This is a genomic window from Methylobacterium sp. 190mf, from assembly GCF_900107945.1.
Classification (GTDB): Bacteria; Pseudomonadota; Alphaproteobacteria; order Rhizobiales; family Beijerinckiaceae; genus Methylobacterium.
In genome coordinates, this window is sequence record NZ_FNVI01000015.1 from 150,014 (window position 1) to 168,423 (window position 18,410).

Here is an 18,410-nt window from a genome sequence, read left to right on the forward strand (position 1 = left end):
GGGTTTACCTCGAAGCCGTCGTCGGGGTGCGGGTCGTGGTGACGGTGCGGGTGATCGAGCCGGTCGTGCGCGGCTCGATCGCGCCCTTGTCCTTGGGCGTCGCCGTGGCGGCGAGCAGACGGCCGATCTCGTCGCCGCGCTCCGGCCGGGCGGGCAGATCCGAGAGGCGCGCCAGGTGGCTGGTGCCGATCGGCTCCAGGGCGAGATGCTTGTCGACGGCCGCCTGGAGCCGGTCGGGCCGCGTCAGGAGCTGCCACTCGGCGCGCAGCACGGCGATCGCCTGCCGCTCCTTGTGCAGGGCGGTCTGGAGCTTCGAGACCTGACCGCCCTGGTAGAGCGTGTCGTACTTGATCGAGTAGGCGTAGATCGCCGAGGCGACGAGGCCGGCCACCGCCAGCAGGTTCAGGAGGCGGATCATCGGCGATGGCCTCCGCGGGCCGCGTCGGGCAGGCTCGCCAGCGCGGTCAGCGCGGCCAGCGGCTCGGGAACGTCGGATTCGGTGCGCTCCGCGGCCCGGAGCTTGGCCGAGCGCGCGCGCGGGTTGCGGGCGGTCTCGGCCTCGCCCGGCAGGACCGGGCCCTTCGTGACGGGACGGAAGCTGCGGACGGTCTCGACCAGGCCCCCGGGCAGATGGCGGGAGCCCTGCGCGGAGCGGCCGCTGCGCGCCGCGAAGAACTGCTTGACGATGCGGTCCTCGAGCGAGTGGAACGTCACGACGGCGAGCCGGCCGCCGGGCCTGAGCACGCGCTCGGCCGCGTGCAGGGCACGGACCAGCTCGCCGAGCTCGTCGTTCACGGCGATCCGCAGGCCCTGGAAGGTCCGCGTCGCCGGGTGGATGTGGCTGCCGGGCTCGGTCCGGACCACGCCGGCGACGAGTTCGGCCAGCTGCGCGGTGGTCTCGATCCGCCCGCGGCGCCGCGCCTCGAGGATGGTCCGGGCGACCGCGCGCGAGCGCCGCTCCTCGCCGAAATGGTAGATGATGTCGGCCAGAACGGTCTCGTCGGCCTCGTTCACGAGGTCGGCGGCGCTCGGCCCGTCGCAGGCCATGCGCATGTCGAGGGGGCCGTCGCTGCGGAACGAGAAGCCCCGCTCCGGCGCGTCGAGCTGCATCGACGAGACGCCGATATCGAGGACGACCCGGTCGACCTGCGCGATGCCGGCCTCCGCGAGGAGGCTGTCGAGGTCGCCGAAGCGGCCGGAGAGGAGGCGCAGGCGCCCGCCGGACTCCGCGACGAGCGCCTGTCCGCCCGCGATGGCCGTGGGGTCACGATCGATCGCGACGACCTGCAGGGCCGGATCCGCCGCGAGGAGCGCGCGGGTGTAGCCGCCGGCACCGAACGTGCCGTCGACCGCGATCCCGCCCGCGGTGCCGAGCGCGTCGACGACTTCCGCGAGGAGGACGGGGACGTGCGGTTCAGCCGCCGCATCGCCGCCATGGCGGGGCGAACTCTCGGGAGAGGAGCGGCGCCGGCTCATGGCCGCCTCGACGCGCCGGCGCGCCGTGGCGCGCGCGGATGGGCGGATTGTCGGCGCGTCCCGGAAACCCGGGCGCGGATGCGGCTCGTGCGTCTCATGGTGCCCTGTGCCGGGCCGCGCGAGCGCGGCGCGCGTGACGGGAACGGCACCGGATGCGGAGCGCGCAAGACGCCGCGCACGGACGGGACCTGCGCGATGGCAGGGTGCGCCCGGCGATCCGATACACGCCGTTGACGGGAGGATGCCGGGTATCATGGGCCTCGGAGGATCGTCAACGCACAAGCTTGGCACTGCCGCGCGGACCGATCTGAACCCGGCAAGGTTAACCGAAGGTTTTTACCGCCGCGGAATCTTCGGCGCGCCGGCCGTCCGCGCGGGAACGCCGGCGGGGCGATAAAGCCTTGCAGGTGCAGGTCTTATCGGGAAGTGGATCAGCCGGCCTGTAAGCCGGGTTCTGTAGGGCCGGAGCGCTCGCGCGCGCCGGCGTGGCAGCCATTCCTCTGGGACGATCGTCGCCGATCGCCTCGAGCAACCAACCCGGGCGACTGGCCTGGAGAGCCGGCCTGCCCTTCTCGCGAAGGGCGCGCCGCCCCTATTCGGTCTTGCTCCCGGTGGGGTTTGCCGTGCCGTCCGCGTTGCCGCGTCCGCGGTGCGCTCTTACCGCACCCTTTCACCCTGACCCCGGACGGATCCGGGGCGGTCTGCTCTCTGTGGCACTGTCCCTGGGGTCGCCCCCGCCGGAGGTTATCCGGCACCGTCTCTCCATGGAGCCCGGACTTTCCTCCCCGAACGCTCGCGCGTCCGGAGCGGCCGCCCGGCCGGCTGATCCGCGGGCAGATGCGCCCGCGGGGCCGTCCGGGTCAAGGGCGCGGGCCCGCTACCAGGTGCCGGTGTTCTCCATCGACTTCCACGGCTCCTGCGGCTCCTTGGCGCCGCCCTTCTGGAGGATCTCGATGGAGATGCCGTCCGGCGACTTCACGAAGGCCATGTAGCCGTCGCGCGGCGGCCGGTTGATGGTGACGCCCTTCTCCTGCAATTTGGTGCAGAAGCCGTAGATGTCGTCGACCTGATAAGCGAGATGGCCGAAATTGCGCCCGCCCGAGTAGGTTTCCGGATCCCAGTTGTAGGTGAGCTCGATCAGGGGCGACTTGGTCGCTGAGGCCCGCTCGACATCGCCGGGCGCGGCGAGGAAGACGAGGGTGAAGCGGCCCTTCTCGTTCTCGACGCGGCGCACCTCCTTCAGGCCGAACGTGTCGACGTAGAAGGCGAGTGCCCGGTCGAGGTCGGCGACCCGGACCATGGTGTGCAGAAATTCCATCGGATCCTGTCCTGTTCTCTTCGAAGACGGACCACCGGCCCGCTCCGACTGACTCGCCCCGCTAGCTAGCGGCCGGTCCGGCGGTGAGAAGGCCGTCCGATACAGACTCGGGACAATCGGGCCCGGGCGTTCGCGCGGTCGGACCCCGTCGAGCCGACCGGGCGGGCGTTTCGGCAGCCCCCGGCATCGTCGGCCCGGCGGCGGGCCTCGCGCCGCTTGCGTCCCGTCGGCCCCGCCGCGAACTCCCGATCCGCCGGAGGAGAGACCCTTCGGCCGAAAGTATGGGCGCGTCTTACCCAGCAAGATGTAGCCCGGCTGCGACGGATTCGTCTTACTCGGTGGGATGATGAGAGCGGTTTCGAACGTCGGGGGCCGTGATGAGGACGCAGGGATCCGAGGGCGGCAAGCATGATGCACAGATGATCGGTCTCGATGCGGCACGATTCCTAGCCGCAATGCTGGTCATGGTCTTTCATCTCGGCGCCTACGCGTGGCAGGCGCCGCTCTCGACGGCCGGGCGCGCCTTCGACTCCGCCGCAGCTTACCCCGGCCTGTTTGCCTGGACGTGGTTCGGATGGATCGGGGTCGAGTTGTTCTTCGTCATCTCGGGCTTCGTGATCGCCTACTCGGCCGAGCACGCGACCGCGCGCGCCTTCCTGCGCAGCCGCATCCTGCGCCTCGTGCCGGCGGTCTGGATCTGCGCCACGCTCACCGCCCTGGTCTCGCTCGCCATCGGCCGCATGGGGTCCGGTCGGCACGTGCTGCGGGCCTATCTCGACTGCGTCCTGTTCGTTCCGGTCGAGCCGTGGCTGGACGGCGTCTACTGGACCCTCGGTGTGGAGATCGCCTTCTACGCACTCGTCTTCGCGCTGCTGCGGCTCGGGCGATTCCGGAGCATCGGCCCGATCTGCGCCGTGGTCGGCGGTGTGAGCACCCTCTTCTGGGTCGCGACCTTGGCCGTGCCGAACCTCCCCGCCCTGGCGGCGAACCGCGTGGCCGAGCTGACGCTCCTGCGCCACGGCTGCTGCTTCGCGCTCGGCGTCTTCCTGTGGTTGTCGCTCGTCAAGGGGCCGACGGCCGGTCGGCTCTGCGTGATCGCCGTCTGCGCCGTCGGGGCGCTCGTCGAGATCGGTGACGCGGCCGGGTCGTTCCTGTTCCAGATGGGCCGCAGCGAGGATCCGCTCCTCCCGCGCCTCGTCTTCGCGGGCTGCGTCCTGATGATCGTGGCCAGCGTGCGCGGCAACGCGTGGCTCCGCGCGCGGCTCGGCGAGCGGGGCTGCGCGCTGGCCCGACGGATCGGACTGATGACCTACCCGCTCTACCTCCTGCACAACGTCAACGGTGCCGCCCTGATCCACCGCCTCGTCGGCGGCGGGGTTCCGCCCTACGCGGCGCTCGTGGCCGCGTGCTGCGCCATGCTCCTGCTGAGCTACGCCGTGATGCGCTGGGCCGAGCCGTTCGTCCGCGCTTGCCTGTCCGCCACGCTCGACAGGGTCGGCCTCGAGCGGCCGCTCCGCGCGGAGGGCCGCCCCGCCCCGGGGCTCTGAGCCGGGCGAGGACCGCGCCACGCCGGCCGTTTCGACGGCTCCGATCGTTGCGCCGCGCGCTCCGAGGGACCAGAACGGGCCCGCCCCGCACCCGGAGTGAGCCGAATGCGCACCGAGACGCCGCCGCTGATCCGCCTCGAGGAATACCGGCCCAGCGACTACCTGATCGATCGCGTCGACCTCGACATCCGTCTCGACCCGCACGCGACCCGCGTCGACGCGACGCTGACGCTGCGGCCGAACCCGGCCGGCGTGCCGGCGGCGCCGCTCACCCTCGACGGCGACGATCTCCGGCTGGTCTCGGTCGCGCTCGACGGCGCGCCGCTGGCGCCCGACGCCTACGCGGCGACGCCGTCCGGACTGATCCTCCGCGATCCGCCGCAGCGGCCCTTCGCGCTGCGTCTCGTCACGGAGGTGGATCCGACCGCCAACACCAAGCTGATGGGCCTCTACCGGTCGAACGGCGTCTACTGCACCCAGTGCGAGGCGGACGGCTTCCGCCGGATCACCTACTTCCTCGATCGGCCGGACGTGCTGTCGGTCTACACCACGCGCATCGAGGCCGACCGGGCCGAGGCGCCGGTCCTGCTCGGCAACGGCAATCCCGTCGGGACCGGCGCGGCCGGGCCGGACCGCCACTTCGCGATCTGGCACGATCCCCACCCGAAGCCCGCCTACCTGTTCGCCCTCGTGGGCGGCCGGCTCGGGAAGGTCGAGACGCGCTTCACCACGATGGAGGGCCGCCCCGTCACCTGCGCGGTCTACGTCGAGCCCGGCAAGGAAGACCGGGCGGGCTACGCCCTCGACGCCGTCATCCGCTCCATGGCCTGGGACGAGACCGCCTTCGGCCGCGCCTACGACCTCGACGTGTTCAACGTCGTCGCGGTGTCCGACTTCAACATGGGCGCCATGGAGAACAAGGGCCTCAACATCTTCAACGACAAATACGTCCTGGCGAGTCCCGAGACCGCGACCGACGGCGACTACGCGGCGATCGAGGCGATCATCGCGCACGAGTACTTCCACAACTGGTCTGGCAACCGCGTCACGTGCCGGGACTGGTTCCAGCTCTGCCTGAAGGAGGGTCTCACGGTCTTCCGAGACCAGGAATTCTCCTCCGACATGCGCTCCCGGCCAGTGCACCGCATCGCCGAGGTGCGCTCGCTGCGGGCGCGCCAGTTCCCCGAGGATGCCGGGCCGCTGCGGCACCCGGTGCGGCCGCGGGCCTACGCGGAGATCAACAACTTCTACACGGCGACCGTCTACGACAAGGGCGCCGAGATCGTCCGGATGCTGCGGACGCTGATCGGTCCCGAGGCCTTCCGGGCCGGCATGGACCGGTACTACGCCGACAATGACGGCCGCGCCGCCACCGTCGAGGACTTCCTGGCGGCCTTCGCGGCGGTGACCGGGCGCGATCTCGGCGCCTTCGCCCGCTGGTACGAGCGTCCCGGCACGCCCCGCCTCGCCGTCGCGGCCGCGTACGATCCGGCCGCCGCCCGCTACACCCTCCGGTTCGCCCAGAGCCTGCCCGGCGGCGGTGCGGAGTCCGGCGGGCCGCCCCTGGTGATCCCCGTGGCCCTCGGGCTGGTCGGGGCGTCCGGGCCGCTGACGGGCGCGACCTGCCCGGACGTGCGGGACGGCGTCTACGTGCTCGACCGCCCCGAGGCCGAGATCGTGTTCGACGCGGTCGCCGAGGAGCCGGTCCCCTCGCTCCTGCGCGACTTCTCCGCCCCGGTGCGGCTCGACCTCGCCCTGACCGACGCGCAGCGGATGCGGCTCCTCGCGCAGGACAGCGACCCGTTCAACCGCTGGCAGGCCGCGCAGGACGTCGCTTTGCGGCTGATCCTCGAGCCAGACGCCGATCGGACGGAGGCGTTCGCCGCGGCACTCGGCCAGTTCCTCGAAGACGAGGCCCTGGCCGACCCGGCCTTCGCGGCCCTGGTCCTGGCGCTGCCGAGCGAGGGCGAGGCCGCCGACGCGGTGCCGGCCGACGTGGATCCCGACGCGATCCACCGGGCGCGATTCAACCTGCGGGCGCGTCTGGGCCAGGCCCTGCGGCCGCGGCTCGAATCGATCGACGCGGCGCTCGCGCCGGTGGCCGGTGCGCCCTACAGCCCCGACGCCGCCTCGGCGGGGCGCCGGTCGCTCCGCAACGCGGCCCTCGACCTGGTCGCCGCCGGCGATCCCCGGGAGGGGGCCGCCCGCGCCGCCGCGCGGCTGGCCGAGGCCACCAACATGACCGACCGGCTCGCCGCCCTCGGCACGCTGGCGCTGATCCCGGGGGAGACCCGCGAGGCCGCCTTCGCGGAGTTCGCGGCCCGCTACGCCGACGAGCCCCTGGTCCTCGACAAGTGGTTCGCCCTCCAGGCCCAGATCCCCGAGCCCGGCACCCTCGACCGGATCGCGCGGCTGCAGGAACACCCGGCCTTCACCATGACCAACCCGAACCGCGTGCGGGCGCTGATCGGGAGCTTCGCGTTCGGCAACCCGACCCAGTTCGCCCGGCGGGACGGGGCGGGATTCGCCCGCGTGACCGAGACGGTCGCGGCGCTCGATTCGACCAACCCACAGGTGGCCGCACGGCTCCTCACGGCCTTCGGATCCTGGCGCCGGCTGGAAAAATCACGCGGCGCCAAAGCGGTCGAAATGCTGAATGGGATCAAGGCGATCCCGGGGCTTTCCCGGGACACCGCCGACATCCTCGCGCGCACCCTCGGAGGCGGCTAACCGTCTGAACCTGCGGTAGAAATCGATTCTCGGGCTCCCAGGCAACACCTGGGTTCCGTCAAGCCCTTATGGTAAAAAATCCGTGGACAAACTGCCCCCCGAAGTGATTGTATTCAGTCAGATTCGGGGGGCCTTCGGGGGCCGGGTGCCCACACCGGATCACAGTTCCCACGGGCGAGGTTCGGCCATGCCGGAGGCGGCTTCCGCTTCCTTCTCCGCGCGTGCGGATTCGAGTCTCACGATCTCGTGGCCCATGCGGAGCCGGGATCCGCGGCTCGGCCAGGCCGAGCGCTGGCTGCGCTACGCCGTGCCGGGAACGCTCGCGGTGTTCCTGGCCTGCCTCGTCGGGCTCGCCACCCTCCATATCCAGGGCCAGCGTGCCGAGATCCTGGCGGGCGCGAAGGCCGAGGTCGAAGGCTTCGCCCGTCTGGCCGCGCGGGCGGTGGATCCGGCCGGCACCGTGGCGGAGGACCTGCGCGCCCTGATGCCCGAGAGCGAGCGGCATCCCGGCCGTCGCCTGCTGGTGGTCCGCCCCGACACCCGCATCGTCGCCGCCCATCCGCCGCTGCCGGCTGACCGCACGACCCTCTCGGCGGTGCTCGGCGAGAGCGAGCCGCTCTCCGGCCTCGGCGAGCGCGCCGGCGCGATGGCCCTCGAGCTTCCCGGCGGCGAGAGCGTGCTCGCCGCGGTGCACAGCCTGCCCGGCGGCGCGGGACAGGTGGCGGTGCTCCAGCCCATCGAGCCGCTGCTGCGCGGCTGGAGCGCCCGGACCCGCGACCAGATCGTCCTGATCGCCGCCGCCGCGATCGTGATCGTCGGAGTCGGGCTCGCCTACGGCCTGCAGACCCGCCAGGCCGCCCGCGCCGACCGGGCCCGCGAGCAGATCCGCGGCCGCCTGGAGACCGCCCTGCGCCGGGGCGCCTGCGGGCTGTGGGACTGGGACATCGCGCGGGGCCGGATCTACTGGTCCGATTCGATGTACACGCTGCTCGGCTACAGGCGGCAGCACGAGTACCTCTCGTTCGGCGACGTTAACGGCCTCGTCCATCCCGACGACGGCGACCTGTACAGCCTCGCCCGGGGGCTCGCGGCCAACCAGACGCATATCGATCACGCCTTCCGCATGCGCGGCGCCGACGGGGCCTACGTCTGGCTGCGCGCCCGCGCCGAGGTCGTGGCGGACGCCGCCGACGGCGGCCGCCACCTCGTCGGCATCGCCAACGACATCAGCGAGCAGCGGGCCCTGGAGGAGACCAACGCCGCGGCCGACATGCGCCTGCGCGACGCCGTCGAGGCGATCTCGGAAGCCTTCGTGCTCTGGGATACCGGCAACCGCCTGGTCCTGTGCAATTCGAAATTCCGCCACCTCCACGCCCTGAGCCCCGAGGATGCGCAGGCGGGCCGGAGCTACACGGACGTGATGGGCCGCGGCGTGCTGCCCCAGGTCCGGCGGGAATCGCCCGAGGCCGGGATGGCGCTGACCGACATGGCCGCCCGCACCTTCGAGGCGGAACTCGCCGACGGCCGCTGGCTGCAGATCAGCGAGCGGCGCACGAAGGACGGGGGCTACGTGTCGGTCGGGACCGACATCACCAGCCTGAAGCGCAATCAGGAGCAGCTCCTCGCCTCCGAGCGCGAGCTGATCGAGACCGTCAAGGACCTCAAACGGTCCCGCCGCACCCTCGAACTCCAGACCCAGCAGCTCGCGGATCTCGCCGAGCGCTACCTCGACCAGAAGGCGGCCGCCGAGGCGGCCAACCAGGCCAAGGCCGAGTTCCTGGCCAATATGAGCCACGAGCTGCGCACCCCGCTCAACGCCATCATCGGCTTCGCCGACGTGATGGAGAACGCGGTTCTCGGGCCGCTCGGCACCCCGCGCTACACCGAGTATTGCCGCGACATCCGCGAGAGCGGTTCGCACCTGCTGTCCATGATCGACGACATCCTCGACATGGCCCGGCTGGAGGCCCGGCGCGTGCGCCTGAGCCCCAGGGCGATCTCCGCCGAGACCGCGATCAGCGCGGCCCTCGCGCCCGTCGAGGCGGCCGCCCGCGAGAAGGCGATCACCGTCAGCGTCGACGTCGTGCCCGGCCTCGAGCTGCTGGCCGATCCGCAGGCGATCCGGCAGATCCTCGCCAACCTCGTGCAGAACGCCGTGAAGTTCACGCCCGCCGGCGGCCGCGTCGCCGTCCGGGGCCGCCGCGCCGGCGCGTGCACCCACCTCTATATCGAGGACAACGGCATCGGCATCCCGACTTCCGACCTCGCCCGCCTCGGCCGGCCCTTCACGCAGGTCGAGCGGCAGATGACCCGGTGCCACAAGGGTTCGGGCCTGGGCCTCGCCATCACCCGCTCGATGGTCGAGCTCCACGGCGGCTCGCTCCGGATCCGCTCCGAGGAGACGGTGGGCACCATCGTGCTCGTCCGCCTGCCGGCCACGCCGGCCGAGCGCGAGGCCGTCGTACCGGCCGGCTCGGCCCCTTCCGCGACGGCCGATTCCACGATTGTCAGGCGCGAGGCGCCGCGGGCGGGCCGTTCCGCCGCCTGAGCGGGACCGTTCACGGACGCGGATCGAGCCCGCCGCGGCGTGCGAGGCGGCCCTGTTCCGCGTGCCAGCGCGCGTCCGCGACGGCGCGTGCCAGGCGCCGGATGCGCCAGCGCCGGTACAGCGACAGGACCGGGTTGCCGCCGAGACCGGCCTGATGCCGGCTCAGGCGTCGCAGCAGGTCCGGCAGCTGCGCCGAGGCCGCCTCGCCCGTGGCGATGTCGATGGCCCGCATTTCCGCCCGGAGCCCCGCCTTCCAGTCGTCCATGACGCCCGCCTCCGCGATCATCGCCCGCCCCCGCGGCCGGCCGGAATTCCCAACAGCCCGCCCGCCGTCTCGCCCGCGGCATGAGTACACGCCGGAAAACCCTCCGTTCCGGATCCGGGTTTGCGCCGCAGGTGGTCCGCCCGGCGGACCGGACTGGAGGATACGGCCGATGCGATCCAAGACAACGTACCGCTGCACGCTGGCGCTCCTGCTCGGGCTCGCCGCCGAGCCCGCGCTCGCGCAGAGCACGGGCTACGTCACGGGTTTCCCGGGCAAGGATCCCGCGGGCGACGAGGAGATCGGCTGGGGGCCGGCCTACCGGCCCGAGACGAGCTTCGCGCAGCCCGGCACGCCGTCGACCCCGGGCGCGATCGCCGGCCGCGCCTATCGTGCCCGAACCGGGCACGGCGTCTACGATCGGGTGCAGGGCGACGGTCTGTACCGGGGCCGGTAGTCCCGCTCACGCCCGATGCGCGACGGCGGCGATGATCGGGTCGGTGCCGAGCGAGGCGTGGGTCCCCTCTCGCGTGCGGGAGAGGGACAGCTTGAGGGGTAAGACCTCTCCAGGAAGACTCGATCCCTCACCCCGACCCTATCCCGTGATGGAGAGGGGGTACGGCACGGATGTCTCGACCGGGATCAGCGGCTCCGTCCAGGCTCTCGAACCCGACCGGGACCGGCCCTAGCGCCGCCGCAGGGCCCGCTTCGCGGCCGCGCGCGCGTCCCGCTCGAACCGGGCGAGCCGGAGGCGCCGCTCCAGCGAGATCACCTGTCGACCGGGCGGGACCGCGATGATCTCGGCGACCGGAACCCGGTCGCGGTAGAGACCTTCCAGCGCCGATCCTTCCAGCGTCGCCGAGTCGAGCCGGTCGGCGAAGCCGGTCTCGTGGCAGGCCCGCACGATCTCGGCCTCGAGCAGCAGGCCCGGGGCGTGGCCGCGCAGATCCTCGTCGTAGGCGGTCTTCAGCAGGGTCGCGGTGCCGCCGCTGACCAGGGCGAGGCTGACGGCGACAGGCCGGCCGTCGAGGGTCAGCGCGTCGGCCCGGACGGCGACCGGGCCCGGAACCGCGGTGAACAGCGCCCTGGCCAGCGCGGCGCCCTCGGGTCGGCAGGCCATGGCGGTGCCGGACTGCCCCTTCCAGCCGGCGCGCTCCAGGTCGAGGAAGGCCGCGACGAGGCGGGCGAGGTCCGATTCGCCCGTGGCGCACGCGTGGGCGACGGTTCCGGTCTCCGACAGGCGGCGCGCCCGGCGGCGCAGGTCCTTGAAGCGCGCCCGGCCGGGATGGTCGGCGAGGAACGCCGCGTGGTCGGCGCGCCGGTCCATGACCGGGCGGTCGAAGCCCGCCACCGTGCCGATGGCCCAGCCGCGCGCGCGCATCGCCGCGAGCATCTCCGGCACGGCGCCCTCCCCGGTCGGCAGCAGCGGCCAGCGCCAGGGGCATCCGCCGGAGGCGGCCTCGAGGCCGGCCACCAGGGCCAGCGCGTGCGCGGCCCGGTCCGGACCGTCGGCGACCAGGGGAGCCGTGGCGGTCACGTAGGGCGAGAGGAAGGGCCGCAGGACCCGACCGCCGAGGCCCGTCAGGTCCCGGGCCTCACGGTACGGGAGCAGCCCGACGAGACGGTCGCCCGCGCGGACCGTGACGTAGCGGAGGGCCGCCGGCAGCAGCCCGGCGGTCCGATGGGCCTCGATGACGTGCCGGGAGAAGTGCGGGTGCGCCGCGGCGCCCGCCGCGACCAGCGCGTCCCAGGCCTCCGGCTCCGGCGCGTCGCCGAGGGTGACGACGGCTCCGGACGGCGCGCGCAGGGGGCTCGCGGCGATCATCGGACCGCTCCGGCGGCCCAGACCGGGGTCGGCAGCCCGTGGATCCGCCCCGCGGCGCGCGCCAGCAGGGAGGCCCGGCCCACGCTCGCCACCGCGACCGCCACGGCCGCGCCGAGCGTCCCGAGCGCCGGGACCAGGGCGAGGCACAGGCCGGCGGCGGCGAGGAGACTCCCCGCCGTGATGCCGGCGCAGAGCCGCTCCCCGCCCAGCATGGTCAGCAAATCCTCGCCCGGGCCGAACAGGCTCGCCCCGACGCTGCCGGCGATCAGGATGCACAGGATCGGCACGCTGTCGCCCAGACCCGGCCCGAACATGGCCAGCAGCAGGGGGCTGACGGCCAGGATCGCGCCGCCGACCACGAGCGTCGCGGCCGCCGTCAGGCGGCCCTGGCGCCGGACCAGCTCGGCGAGGAGGAAGCGGTTGGCCTGCGCCTGGGCGGCGCTGTAGCGCTGGAGCGTCGCCGCGCTGACCGCGTAGTGCACGAACACCACGAATTGCTGGATGCGGGTCGCCGCGAAGTAGATCCCGACCTCGGCCGGGCTCACGAGGGCGCCGAGCACGATCACGTCGACGAAGGTGAAGCCGGCATTGGCGAGGTCGATCGCGGCGATCGGCAGGCCCGTGCCGAGCCACGTGCGCCACCGGTAGCGGTGCGGCCCGGCCGGCAGCTCCCGCCGGAGCCGCGCGGCGAGGAGGGCGGCCTGCAGGGCGGTCGCGACCGCGGCGGCGACCAGCATGCAGGCCATCGCGACCTCGGCCCGGGGCGGCGCGCCGAGCAGGATCGCCGCGACCATGCAGGCCATCATCAGAGTCTGGCGCAGCAGGTAGGGCGGCGCGATGGCGAGCCCGACCCAGTTCTGGCTGCGCGCCACGCCCTCGAGGTAGTCCTGGAGCGCGAAGAGCGGCATCACGCAGAGCGCGATCAGGATCGGTGCCCAGTAGGCGGGGGCGAACAGGCCCGGCTCGAGCACGAGCAGCGCCGCGCCGAGGCAGGCGACGGCGAGCGCCGCCCCGCCGGTCATGAGGGCGCCGGCCCGGATGTAGCCGCGCGCGAGGTCGAGGTCGCCCTGCGCCTGATCGCCCGGCACGAACCGGCAGGCGCCCTGCGAGAGGCCGAGGGTCAGGGTGTGGCCCAGCATCGCGGTCCAGACCCAGACCGACGCGAAGATCCCGTAGGCGTCCCAGCCCATCAGCCGCGCCGCGAGCACCTGGGCGCCGTAGGCGAAGCCGGCCGACCCCACGCGGATCGCGAAGACCGTCAGGGCCGCCCGCTGCGGGCCGCTGCGCAGCGCCCGGAGGTGCCGGAGCGCGAGGACAGGGAGGGCCGTGGCTGACACTACGCGCTCCGCGCCGGTCCCGAACTCGGCGGAAGGCCGATCTCTGGCCGTCCGGTCTAGCCCGGGGCGCGTTGCGGCTCGGTTAAGGGCGGCTGGGCCGGCGCCGCCTTGGGCTCCTTGGGCGTCTCGGTCCGCATCAGCGAGGTGGCGATCGTCAGCGCCACGTGCTCGGCCATGCAGCGCAGGCCGAGGTCGTTGAGCCGGAACTGGCGGCCGAGCATGTGACCCTCGCCCTTGTCGCTACGGCGCGACAGGTACTGCAGGGCCTCGTAGCGCCGGACCAGCGGCACGCCCTGCTGGGTCGCGACGCTCCGGACGGCCTCGACGATCCGGTTGTAGTCGACGTCGGCCGCCATGCTGGCCGTGTAGATCGGGTCGACCAGCACCACGTCGATCCCGTGCGACCGCATCCAGCCCACGGCCTCGGCCAGCGCGCTCGCGAAGGCGTCCACGTCGACGCGGGCGATGGCGTCGTGGGTGCCGACCTGCCAGACGACGAGGTCGGGCTCGGCCTCGGCCACCATGGTGCGCAGGCGCTCGGCGGCCCCGGAAGCGATCTCGCCCGGCAGGCCGCGGTGGTCGATCACCACGTCGACCTTCGGCAGGGCGTGTTCCAGCGCGGCCTCGAGCTTGGCCGGGTAGGAGGCCGAGGCGCCCGGCGCCGCGCTGCCGCCGATCGCCAGGATCTTGAGCGGACGGTTCTCCGCCAGCGCGGCCTTGACGGCGCCGAGCTGGGCGACGCTGTAGAGCTGCGCCCCCGGGACCCGGCATTCCTGCGACAGGGCCGGATCGTCCGCCACGGGGCTGGCGGCCTGCTCGGCCGCGGCCGCGCCGCCGGCGGGGCCCGACAGCAGGAGCGCGGCCAGCGCCGCGGCGAGCCGGGCCCGCGTCATGCGCGGGGTCGCGACGATCTGCTGCGGCTGCGCCATTCGACGAACCATGCCGTAAACCCCAGCCCGACGAGGCCCGAGCCGGCGACCAGCATATCGATCAGCGCGCCGCCGCCCGTCTGGAAACGCACGAGCTGTCCGATCAGGCTCAGGATCGAGCCCATCGAGAAGACAGCCAGTGAATTCCGGCCCATCTGACTCAGATAACCGACGACGCGGCCGATTCGGGGGGCGAGCACCGCGTAAAGCGGTGCAAACGCTAACAATACCCCCAGGAAATGAACCAGTCGCGCCGGGGTCAGGTAAGTCTTCTCGAACGTGAACAGCAGGCGCGGCTCCGGAACGAGCATCGGATCCGGGCGAATCTCCGTCACGGCGAGCACGATCCCGAGGAGAACGATCACGACGCCCGCCGGGATCAGGCGCCGCGACCAGCGGCGCAGGGCGTCGGAGCGGAGGTTCCAGCCCTGCAGGACGAAGCCCAGCACCAGCAGGAGCTGCCAGCAGAGCGGATCGAAGAACCAGTCGCCCTCGCCCGGCCAGGAGGGGACGTTCCACCCGAAGACGAGGCTCGCGAGATAGACGCTCACGGACAGGCCCAGGGCCCCGAGCAGGCTGAAGCGGCCGACCAGGACGAAGACGGGCGCGATGCCGATCAGCAGCACGTAGAGCGGCAGGATGTTGAAGTAGCCGAGCTGGTAGGTCAGCAGTGCCATCCCGCAGACCGACTGGATCGGGTCCGCGAAGAAGCCGCCGGCATTGTGCCACTCGAGGATCAGCGGGTTGTCGAGCAGCAGCGCCGCCCCCGCGATGATCGCGAGCGCCAGCAGCATCACGGTCAGCTGCGCCCGGTAGACCTCGACCGTGCGGGCGAGGAGCCGCACCACACTCCGGCCCGGCGGCTCCGGGTTGCCGTCGCGCCCGCGGGTGGCGATCCCGATCGACCAGCCGGCCAGGAACACGAACAGCTCGGCCGCGTCCGAGATGCCGTACTGCGAGAAGGTGTAGCGCTCGAAGGTGTTGCCCGGGATGTGGTTGATGAAGATCGTGATCAGGGCGAAGCCGCGCCAGAAGTCGATCGCGTTGGGGTCCCGCATCGTCGCGGCGGCTCCGAGTTTCGACGCATCAGGATGGCGGCGGCGGGAACGCGGCCCCTGATACGGCGCCGCATCGCTTCTGCAAAGGCGAACAAAGGTGGGGATCGCGCGGCCCGATCGAACCGGACGGTCACACCCGCGTTATGGCCCGGCACGGAGTTCCGCACCCATGACCCGCCCCCTCACCGCCCTCGGCCTCGCGCTCCTCCTGCCGGTCCTGGCGACCGGCCCCGCGCTGGCTCAGGCCCAGACCGGCACCGGCGGCGGCCCCGCCTCCACGGCGACCGCCCCCAACACCTCGTCGGTCGGCCGCGTCATGCCGCCGAGCCGCGGCGCCGGTGCCGAGACGCCGGACGACCGGCGCGTGCGGACGCCGCGCGAGGCGGAGAACGACAAGCTCATGCGCGGCATCTGCATCGGCTGCGCCCCCCGATAAGGGGGCAGCGCCCGGGTGCCGCCGACGACGCTACTTGCCGCGGCGCAGGCGCAGGTCGTCCTCGCTCTCGCGGGAGAGGCGCAGCAGGTTCTGCCCGTAATTGGTCTTGGCGAACATCTCGCCGCGGGCCACGAGCTGGTCGCGGGTGATGAACTTCTGCAGGTAGGCGATCTCCTCCAGACACGCCACCTGCAGGCCCTGCCGGTTCTGCAGGGTGCGGACGAACTCGCTCGCCTCCAGCAGGCTGTCGTGGGTCCCGGTGTCGAGCCACGCGTAGCCGCGCGACATGCGCTCCACGTGCAGCTGGCCGCGCTGCAGGTAGGCCTCGTTGACGCTGGTGATCTCCAGCTCGCCCCGGGCCGAGGGCTTCACGTCGGCGGCGATGTCGAGCACTTGGTTGTCGTAGAAGTACAGGCCGGTCACCGCCCAGGTCGATTCCGGGTTCTGCGGCTTCTCGACGATCTTCGTCGGCCGCCCCGACTTGTCGAGGTTGACGACGCCGTAGGCCTGGGGGTTGTCGACGTGGTAGGCGAAGACGGTCGCGCCCTGCTTGCGGCTCGACGCGCGCTCCAGGAGCTCGCCCATGCCGGCGCCGAAGAACAGGTTGTCGCCGAGGATCAGCGCCACGTCGTCGTCGCCGACGAAGTCGCGCCCGATCACGAAGGCCTGGGCGAGGCCCTCCGGCCGCGGCTGCAGGGCGTAGGAGAACTTGAGGCCGAACTGCTCGCCGGTGCCGAACAGGCGCTTGTAGTTGTCGAGGTGCTCCGGCGACGAGATGATCAGGATCTCGCGGATGCCGGCGAGCATCAGCACCGAGACCGGGTAGTAGATCATCGGCTTGTCGTAGACCGGCAGGAGCTGCTTGTTGATCGACAGCGTGGCCGGGTGCAGGCGCGTGCCGGATCCGCCGGCCAGAACGATGCCCTTCATGGCTTGGAAACTCCCTCTGAGACCGGCCCGACGAGCCGGTCCAGGATGTCGTCGAGCGCCGCCTGCCAGGGCCGCGGCGCGATGCCGTAGGCCTCGTTGAGGCTGTCGGTGGACAGGCGCGAATTGGCCGGCCGCCGGGCCGGTGTCGGGTAGGCGGAGGTCGGGATGCCCTTGACCGGCACGGAGCGCCCGCCGCGCCGGGCCGAGCCCGCCACGATCGCCTCGGCGAAGCCGCACCACGTGGTGTCGCCCCGGTTCACGCAGTGGAACGTGCCGGTCGGCGCCTCCGGATCCGCGGCCATGGCCTGCGCGATCGTCGCGAGGGCCGCGGCGAGGTCGGCGGCCGAGGTCGGGCAGCCATGCTGGTCGTTCACCACGGTCAGCGCGTCGCGCTCCGCCGCGAGCCGCAGCATCGTCTTGACGAAGTTGCCCCGGTGCGGGCTCACCACCCAGGCGGTCCGCACGATGGCGTGGCGCGGGTTGCCGGTGCGCACCGCCAGCTCGCCGGCGGCCTTGCTGGCACCGTAGACGCTCTGCGGGTCGATCGGCGCGTCGGGCGCGTAGGCCCCGTCGGGCTTGGTCCCGGCGAAGACGTAGTCGGTCGAGACGTGCACCAGCGGGATTCGCTTGGCGGCGGTCGCGGCCGCCAGGATCGCCGGGGCCAGCGCGTTGAGGCGCCACGCCGCGACGACGTCGGACTCGGCCTTGTCGACCGCCGTGTAGGCGGCGGTGTTGATCACCGCCCGGTAGGCGCGGGCGGCGAGCGCCGCCGCGACGGCGTCCGCGTCGGTGATGTCGAGGTCCGCGCGGCCCGGCGCGTGGACGGTGACGCCGTCCGGCCACGTCAGGGCCTGCAACTCGGTGCCGACCTGGCCGGCGCCGCCGAGGACGAGGACGTCCATCAGCCGTTGAGCCCCAGGCGCTCGCCCTTGTAGCGGCCCTCGCGGATCGGGCGCCACCAGCCCTCGTTGCCGAGGTACCACGCCACGGTCTCCTCCAGCGCCTGCTCGAAGGTCTTCTGCGGGCGCCAGCCGAGCTCGGTCTCGGCCTTGGTGCAGTCGATCGCGTAGCGCCGGTCATGGCCCGGGCGGTCGGCCACGAAGCTGATCAGCTGATCGTGCGGCGCGCCCTGCGGGCGCAGCCGGTCGAAGGCCGCGCACAGCGCCTTGACCACCGCGAGGTTGTTGCGCACCGCGCGGCCGCCGAGCAGGTAGGTCTCGCCGATCCGGCCGCGCTCCAGCACGGCCACGAGGCCCTTGGCGTGGTCCTCCACGTGGATCCAGTCGCGCTCGTTCAGGCCGTCGCCGTAGACGGGCAGCTTCTTGCCCTCGAGGGCGTTGAGGATCATCAGCGGGATCAGCTTCTCGGGGAAGTGACGCGGCCCGTAATTGTTCGAGCAGTTGGTCACTAGGACCGGTAGCCCGTAGGTCTCGTGCCAGGCGCGGGCGAGGTGGTCAGAGGCCGCCTTCGAGGCCGAGTAGGGCGAGCGCGGATCGTAGCGGCTCTCCTCCGTGAAGAACGCGTCCGGCGGCAGCGAGCCGTAGACCTCGTCGGTGGAGACGTGGAGGAAGCGGAAGGTCTTCCTCTCGGCCTCCGGCAGCGTCTCGTAATGGCCGCGGGCGCCGTCCAGCATGGTCTGCGTGCCGATCACGTTGGTGCGCACGAAGGCGCCCGGGTCGGTGATCGAGCGGTCGACGTGGCTCTCGGCGGCCAGGTGCATCACCGCCTCGGGCTTGAAGTCCGCATAGGCCTTCTGCACGGCGGCGCGGTCGCAGATATCGGCCTCGACCAGGCGATGGCGCGGGTTGTCGGCGAGCGGCGCCAGCGAGACCGGGTTGGCCGCGTAGGTCATCGCGTCGAGGGTGCAGACGTCGTGGCCGAGATCGTTGACGAGGTGCAGCACCAGCGCCGAGCCGATGAAGCCGCAGCCTCCGGTCACCAGGATGCGCATGGTGGATTACCTCTTCGGATCGATCGAGAACTGAGAAAGCCGGGGCAGCCTAAGACCGGCCGT

The 18,410-nt window shown here is 72.5% G+C and carries 16 protein-coding genes and 1 other RNA gene; 5 read left to right on the plus strand and 12 right to left on the minus strand.

What is annotated here, in order from left to right; translation table 11 throughout:
• Window positions 1-4 precede the first annotated feature (4 nt).
• The 4 genes from C4T42_RS18910 to C4T42_RS18925 form a co-directional block, all read right to left on the minus strand.
• Complete coding sequence (locus C4T42_RS18910) at window positions 5-418, minus strand: hypothetical protein (protein ID WP_012319332.1); 414 nt, start codon at window positions 416-418, stop codon at window positions 5-7.
• Window positions 415-1,476 carry a 16S rRNA (cytosine(1402)-N(4))-methyltransferase RsmH gene (gene rsmH, locus C4T42_RS18915; RefSeq protein ID WP_020094119.1) on the minus strand — a complete coding sequence of 354 codons (1,062 nt, stop codon included), beginning with the start codon at window positions 1,474-1,476 and terminating at the stop codon, window positions 415-417. The genes C4T42_RS18910 and rsmH overlap by 4 nt, the downstream gene beginning before the upstream one ends.
• 427 nt (window positions 1,477-1,903) lie before the next feature.
• An RNA gene (rnpB, locus tag C4T42_RS18920) (RNase P RNA component class A) lies at window positions 1,904-2,302 on the minus strand.
• 51 nt (window positions 2,303-2,353) lie between these two features.
• The gene (locus tag C4T42_RS18925) at window positions 2,354-2,794 is read right to left on the minus strand and encodes a VOC family protein (RefSeq protein WP_020094118.1); all 441 of its coding nucleotides are present in this window, start codon (window positions 2,792-2,794) and stop codon (window positions 2,354-2,356) included.
• 419 nt (window positions 2,795-3,213) lie between these two features.
• Here C4T42_RS18925 and C4T42_RS18930 point away from each other — a divergent pair, with 419 nt between their 5' ends.
• The 3 genes from C4T42_RS18930 to C4T42_RS18940 all read left to right on the plus strand — a co-directional run bounded on the left by C4T42_RS18930 (window position 3,214) and on the right by C4T42_RS18940 (window position 9,619).
• A complete protein-coding gene (locus C4T42_RS18930; RefSeq protein WP_244603226.1) occupies window positions 3,214-4,341 on the plus strand; it encodes an acyltransferase in 1,128 nt (375 codons plus the stop codon).
• A 105-nt stretch (window positions 4,342-4,446) separates the two neighbouring features.
• Window positions 4,447-7,071, plus strand: a complete 2,625-nt coding sequence (pepN, locus tag C4T42_RS18935; protein WP_103985609.1) for an aminopeptidase N — start codon at window positions 4,447-4,449, stop codon at window positions 7,069-7,071.
• 253 nt (window positions 7,072-7,324) lie between these two features.
• Window positions 7,325-9,619, plus strand: coding sequence for a PAS domain-containing sensor histidine kinase (locus tag C4T42_RS18940; protein WP_244603227.1), 2,295 nt, complete (start codon window positions 7,325-7,327; stop codon window positions 9,617-9,619).
• Between the two features lie 10 nt (window positions 9,620-9,629).
• On the opposite strand, the gene C4T42_RS18945 is transcribed toward C4T42_RS18940, so the two are convergent.
• The gene (locus C4T42_RS18945) at window positions 9,630-9,884 is read right to left on the minus strand and encodes a hypothetical protein (protein ID WP_026605077.1); all 255 of its coding nucleotides are present in this window, start codon (window positions 9,882-9,884) and stop codon (window positions 9,630-9,632) included.
• A 169-nt stretch (window positions 9,885-10,053) separates the two neighbouring features.
• Here C4T42_RS18945 and C4T42_RS18950 point away from each other — a divergent pair, with 169 nt between their 5' ends.
• Window positions 10,054-10,338, plus strand: coding sequence for a hypothetical protein (locus C4T42_RS18950; RefSeq protein WP_103985611.1), 285 nt, complete (start codon window positions 10,054-10,056; stop codon window positions 10,336-10,338).
• A 228-nt stretch (window positions 10,339-10,566) separates the two neighbouring features.
• Here C4T42_RS18950 and C4T42_RS18955 read toward each other — a convergent pair whose 3' ends face one another.
• Genes C4T42_RS18955 through C4T42_RS18970 form a run of 4 tightly spaced genes read right to left on the minus strand, consistent with a single transcriptional unit; the run spans window position 10,567 to window position 15,030 of the window.
• On the minus strand, window positions 10,567-11,706 hold the full coding sequence (locus tag C4T42_RS18955) for a GNAT family N-acetyltransferase (protein WP_103985612.1): 1,140 nt from the start codon (window positions 11,704-11,706) through the stop codon (window positions 10,567-10,569).
• Window positions 11,703-13,043, minus strand: coding sequence for a lipopolysaccharide biosynthesis protein (locus tag C4T42_RS18960; protein ID WP_103985613.1), 1,341 nt, complete (start codon window positions 13,041-13,043; stop codon window positions 11,703-11,705). Before C4T42_RS18960 ends, C4T42_RS18955 begins: the two co-directional genes overlap by 4 nt.
• A 56-nt stretch (window positions 13,044-13,099) precedes the next feature.
• A complete protein-coding gene (locus C4T42_RS18965) occupies window positions 13,100-13,972 on the minus strand; it encodes a GDSL-type esterase/lipase family protein (RefSeq protein WP_103985614.1) in 873 nt (290 codons plus the stop codon).
• Window positions 13,933-15,030 (minus strand): OpgC domain-containing protein, encoded by a 1,098-nt coding sequence (locus C4T42_RS18970; protein WP_020094109.1) that lies wholly within the window; start codon window positions 15,028-15,030, stop codon window positions 13,933-13,935. The genes C4T42_RS18965 and C4T42_RS18970 overlap by 40 nt, the downstream gene beginning before the upstream one ends.
• 169 nt (window positions 15,031-15,199) lie before the next feature.
• On the opposite strand from C4T42_RS18970, the gene C4T42_RS18975 reads away from it, so the two are divergent.
• On the plus strand, window positions 15,200-15,466 hold the full coding sequence (locus C4T42_RS18975) for a hypothetical protein (RefSeq protein WP_020094108.1): 267 nt from the start codon (window positions 15,200-15,202) through the stop codon (window positions 15,464-15,466).
• 30 nt (window positions 15,467-15,496) lie between these two features.
• Here C4T42_RS18975 and rfbA read toward each other — a convergent pair whose 3' ends face one another.
• Genes rfbA through rfbB form a run of 3 tightly spaced genes read right to left on the minus strand, consistent with a single transcriptional unit; the run spans window position 15,497 to window position 18,347 of the window.
• The gene (rfbA, locus tag C4T42_RS18980; protein WP_020094107.1) at window positions 15,497-16,396 is read right to left on the minus strand and encodes a glucose-1-phosphate thymidylyltransferase RfbA; all 900 of its coding nucleotides are present in this window, start codon (window positions 16,394-16,396) and stop codon (window positions 15,497-15,499) included.
• Window positions 16,393-17,298 (minus strand): dTDP-4-dehydrorhamnose reductase, encoded by a 906-nt coding sequence (rfbD, locus tag C4T42_RS18985; RefSeq protein WP_103985615.1) that lies wholly within the window; start codon window positions 17,296-17,298, stop codon window positions 16,393-16,395. The genes rfbA and rfbD overlap by 4 nt, the downstream gene beginning before the upstream one ends.
• Window positions 17,298-18,347 (minus strand): dTDP-glucose 4,6-dehydratase, encoded by a 1,050-nt coding sequence (gene rfbB, locus C4T42_RS18990; RefSeq protein ID WP_042672497.1) that lies wholly within the window; start codon window positions 18,345-18,347, stop codon window positions 17,298-17,300. Before rfbB ends, rfbD begins: the two co-directional genes overlap by 1 nt.
• Window positions 18,348-18,410 lie beyond the last annotated feature (63 nt).